Annotated in this window: 5 protein-coding genes; all 5 read left to right on the forward strand. The window is 70.3% G+C overall.

Annotated features, from left to right (window positions below; all coding sequences use genetic code 11):
* On the forward strand, nt 1–1,219 hold a 1,219-nt coding region (locus tag AB0M52_RS31530), incomplete at its 5' end, for an amidohydrolase family protein (RefSeq protein WP_363961252.1).
* A gap of 47 nt (nt 1,220–1,266) precedes the next feature.
* Nucleotides 1,267–2,829, forward strand: coding sequence for a lysine 5,6-aminomutase subunit alpha (locus AB0M52_RS31535; RefSeq protein ID WP_363961258.1), 1,563 nt, complete (start codon nt 1,267–1,269; stop codon nt 2,827–2,829).
* Complete coding sequence (locus tag AB0M52_RS31540) at nt 2,826–3,578, forward strand: OAM dimerization domain-containing protein (RefSeq protein ID WP_363961254.1); 753 nt, start codon at nt 2,826–2,828, stop codon at nt 3,576–3,578. Before AB0M52_RS31535 ends, AB0M52_RS31540 begins: the two co-directional genes overlap by 4 nt.
* A complete protein-coding gene (locus AB0M52_RS31545) occupies nt 3,575–3,967 on the forward strand; it encodes a hotdog domain-containing protein (RefSeq protein ID WP_363961256.1) in 393 nt (130 codons plus the stop codon). Before AB0M52_RS31540 ends, AB0M52_RS31545 begins: the two co-directional genes overlap by 4 nt.
* On the forward strand, nt 3,964–4,135 hold a 172-nt coding region (locus AB0M52_RS31550), incomplete at its 3' end, for a glutamate mutase L (protein WP_363961260.1). The genes AB0M52_RS31545 and AB0M52_RS31550, both read left to right, overlap by 4 nt.

Consider the following 4,135-nt stretch of genomic DNA (forward strand, 5'->3'; position numbering starts at 1 on the left):
GCAGCCGCCGGGGGCGGCGGAGCTGGGGCGGGCGGCTGGTGGCCGGCGGGTGTATCTGTCGCAGGCGTCGATCCATTCGGCGTTGGTGTCGTCGGCGCTGTTGGCGGCGTGTCCGGAGGCGGTGGCGGCGCCCGGGTACGACGAGTCGGGGTGGCTGCGGCGGGATGCGCACCATGTGGTGCGGGCGGTGGCGCGGGCGTCGGTGACGGGGGCGCAGCGGGTGGCGGCGCAGCGGGTGGCCCTGGAGCATGCGGCGTCGCTGGGGATCGCGGCGGTGCACGAGTGCGGTGGGCCGGAGATCTCCGACGAGGCGGACTTCACCAACCTGTTGTCGATTTCCGGTGTGGGGTTGCCGGAGGTGTACGGGTACTGGGGTGAGCTGGGCGGTGCGGCGCGGGCGCGGGAGCTGGGTGCGGTGGGTGCGGGTGGTGACCTGTTCGCCGACGGGGCGTTGGGGTCGCGTACGGCGCATGTGTCGCAGGCGTACGCGGATGGTGCCGGGTGTGGTCACGGCTATCTGAGTGCGGAGCAGGTGCGTGATCATCTGCTGGACTGTGCGGCGCATGGGATGCAGGGCGGGTTCCATGCGATCGGTGACGCGGCGATCTCGACGGTGATGACGGGTTTCGCGGCGGCGGCGGAGAAGCTCGGCACGGACCGGGTGCGGGCGGCGCGGCACCGGGTGGAGCATGCCGAGATCATGGATCGGCGGTTGATCGCCGGGTTCGTGGAGTTCGGGGTGGTGGCGTCGATGCAGCCGGCGTTCGACCGGTTGTGGGGTGGCGCGGGCCGGATGTATGAGACGCGGCTGGGGCTGGAGCGGTCGTTGGCGTCGAACCCGATGGGGGCGATGCACGCGGTGGGTGTGACGTTGGCGTTCGGGTCCGATTCGCCGGTGACTCCGTTGGATCCGTGGGGGTCGGTGCGGGCGGCGGTGGCGCATCACAACCCGGTGCAGCGGATGAGCGTGCGGGCAGCGTTCGCGGCGCACACCCGGGGCGGGTGGCGGGCGGTGCACCTGGACAGCGAGGGGGTTCTCGCGTTGGGGGCGCCGGCGACGTTCGCGGTGTGGTCGAGCCCGGCCGGGGTGGACCGGGGTCTGCCGGTGTTGCAGGCCGAGGATCCGGAGGCGCGGGGGGCGGAGGATCCGACGCCGCTGCCGGTGTGCCGGGCCACGGTGCTGCGCGGTGAGGTGATTTACAAGGAAGGGTCTTCGTGAGCGAGGAGAGCGGGCGGTCCGGCGGTGTGGGTCCGGCTGTCGACGGGATGCCGGGCAAGCTGGATCTGGATCCGGCGCTGGTGGCGCGGGCGCGGGAGTTGGCGCGGCGGGCCGGCCGGCCGGTGGTGGAGTTGGCGCGTAGTCACACCACGGTGTCGGTGGAGCGTGCGGTGCTGCGGTTGGCCGGGGTGACCGGTGCCGACCCGGACGGTATTCCGTGGGTGAACCGGCTGGTGGATGCGGTCGTCGCGGATGTGGGGCTGGGGCACGGGGTGGCGGTGCCGGTGTTCGACGCCCTCGAGCGGGAGCAGCTGGCGGATGTGACGTTGCTGGCGCAGAAGGCGGCTGCGGGTTCGGTGCGGTTCGAGCAGCCGGTGGGGAAGGCGGCCACGGCGGCGCGTAGGGCCGCTCGTCGGGCGGTGGCGGCCGGGGTCCGGCGTATCGACCGGCGGCGGGTCGAGCGGGACCGTCTCGTCAAGCGGTACGGGGACCCGAAGCAGCGGCCGTGGATCTACCTGATCGTGGCGACGGGGGACATTTACGAGGACATTCCGCAGGCGCAGGCGGCGGCGCGGGCCGGTGCGGACGTGATCGCGGTGATCCGGTCGACGGGGCAGTCGCTGCTGGACTATGTGCCGGAGGGGGCGACCCGGGAGGGGTTCGCGGGCACGTACGCGACGCAGGAGAATTTCCGGCTGATGCGGGCGGCGTTGGATGAGTCGTCGCGGGAGTTGGGCCGGTATGTGCGGCTGACGAACTATGCGTCGGGGTTGTGCATGCCGGAGATGGCCACCTTGGCGGGGCTTGAGCGGCTGGACATGATGCTCAACGACTCGATGTACGGGATTCTGTTCCGTGACATCAACCCGATCCGTACGTTCGTGGACCAGCGGTTCTCCCGGCAGGTGCACGCGCGGGCGGGGATCATCATCAACACCGGTGAGGACAACTACCTCACCACCGCGGACGCGGTGGAGGAGGCGCACACGGTGACGGTGTCGCAGCTGCTGAACGAGTATTTCGCGCACGAGGCGGGGCTGGCTGACTGGCAGTTGGGGCTGGGGCACGCGTTCGAGATCAATCCGGATGTGCCGGAGTCGTTCCGGTTGGAGTTGGCGCACGCGTTGCTGGCCCGGGAGTTGTTCCCGGAGGCGCCGTTGAAGTGGATGCCGCCGACGAAGCACATGACCGGTGACGTGTTCCGGGGCAACCTGTTGGACGGGTTCTTCAACCTGGTGGGCACCATGACCGGGCAGGGGATTCTGCTGGTGGGGATGATGACCGAGGCGGTGGTGACGCCGTGGTTGTCGGACCGGGACATCGCTTTGCAGAACGTCCGGTACGTGTTGGGGGCGGCCGGTGGGTTGCGCGAGGACTTCGTGCCGGCGCCCGGCGGGTTCATCCAGCAGCGTGCGCGCCGGGTGCTCGGTGAGGCGGTGGAGTTGTTGGAGCGTATCGGTGATCAGTCGTTGTTGACCGCGATCGCCGAGGGCACGTTCGGGATCATGAAGCGGCCGGCGGACCGGGGTAAGGGGCTGGACGGGGTGGCGCGGCACGAGAGCGACTACTACAACCCGGCCACGGAGATCCTGGAGAGGCCGTCCGCATGAGCACGAGCAAGATCGTCCGGCCGTATGGGGACACCACCGGTGACGGCATGGTGCAGGTGTCGTTCACGTTGCCGGTGCCGCATGACAAGCGGGCCGAGGGTGCGGCGATCCAGTTGGCGAACCGGATGGGTATCGACCCGGCGATGCTGGTGCACGCGAAGCAGATGGGTGACGGGTTCACCTTCTTCGTGGTGTATGGGCGGGTGAATCATCTGGTGGACCTGTCGGCGGTGCAGGTGGTGGAGCGGGACTTTCCGCTGTTGTCCGCCAAGGAGGTCAACGCGGTGGTGAAGCGGCGGTTGCGCCGCAAGCTGTCGGTGGTGGGGGCGTGCATCGGCACGGACGCGCACACCGTGGGCATCGACGCGATCCTCAACGTCAAGGGCATTGCCGGTGAGAAGGGCCTGGAGTACTACCGGGAGTTGTCGGTGGCGAATCTGGGTGCGCAGGTCAGTGTGCCGGAGTTGGTGGAGGCGGCGCGGGTGGCGCGGGCCGACGCGGTGCTGGTGTCGCAGGTGGTGACGCAGCGTGACGCGCATCTGCACAACACGCGGGAGATGTCGGCGGCGTTCCGGGAGGCGATGCCGGCGGGTCGGCGGCCGCTGCTGATCGTGGGTGGGCCGCGGTTCGACGAGAAGCAGGCCGCCGAGTTGGGGGTGGACCGCATCTTCGGCCGGGGCACCACTCCGGGTGAGGTGGCGTCGTACCTGGTCCACGCGTTGATTACGAACAAGAAGGCGAAGGCATGAGTGACCCACGGTTGGGTTTGACGGTGACGCACCGGCGGTATGTGCCGTACGCGCACGCGCACTACGCGGGGAACCTGGTCGACGGGGCGTACGCGTTGGGTCTGTTCGGGGATGTGGCCACGGAGGTGTGCATCCGTACCGACGGCGACGAGGGGTTGTTCGCGTCCTATTCGGACGTGCAGTTCAAGGCGCCGATGAAGGCCGGTGACGTGCTGGAGGTGGTGGCGACGGTGATCCGGGTCGGCACGCGTAGCCGCACCATCGACTTCGAGGCCCGGGTGGTGTGCCGGGGCCGCCCGGACCGGGGCGAGTCGGCCGCGGAGGTCCTCGATCCGCCGGTGGTGGCGGTGACCGCCACCGGCACGGTGGTCGTTCCCGCGCCGGCGTGAACGTCGCGGTCTGCGCCGACGTCGGTTCGACGTACACGAAGGTCGCGGTGGTCGACCTCGACGGCGGGGGGCTGGTCGCGGCGGCGGCGGCGCCGACCACGGTCGGCACGGACGTGCTGCACGGCCTGGACGCCGCGGTCACTGCCGCGACCGCGCGGCTCGGGGTGC

The organism is Micromonospora sp. NPDC051296 (assembly GCF_040682255.1).
GTDB classification, from domain to species: Bacteria; Actinomycetota; Actinomycetes; order Mycobacteriales; family Micromonosporaceae; genus Micromonospora; species Micromonospora craterilacus.

What these genes read in the sequence shown, in the direction of transcription:
- AB0M52_RS31535 (WP_363961258.1), top strand. Translation starts at nt 1,267, where the DNA reads ATGCCGGGCAAGCTGGATCTGGATCCGGCGCTGGTGGCGCGGGCGCGG.
- AB0M52_RS31540 (WP_363961254.1), top strand. Translation starts at nt 2,826, where the DNA reads ATGAGCACGAGCAAGATCGTCCGGCCGTATGGGGACACCACCGGTGAC.
- AB0M52_RS31545 (WP_363961256.1), top strand. Translation starts at nt 3,575, where the DNA reads ATGAGTGACCCACGGTTGGGTTTGACGGTGACGCACCGGCGGTATGTG.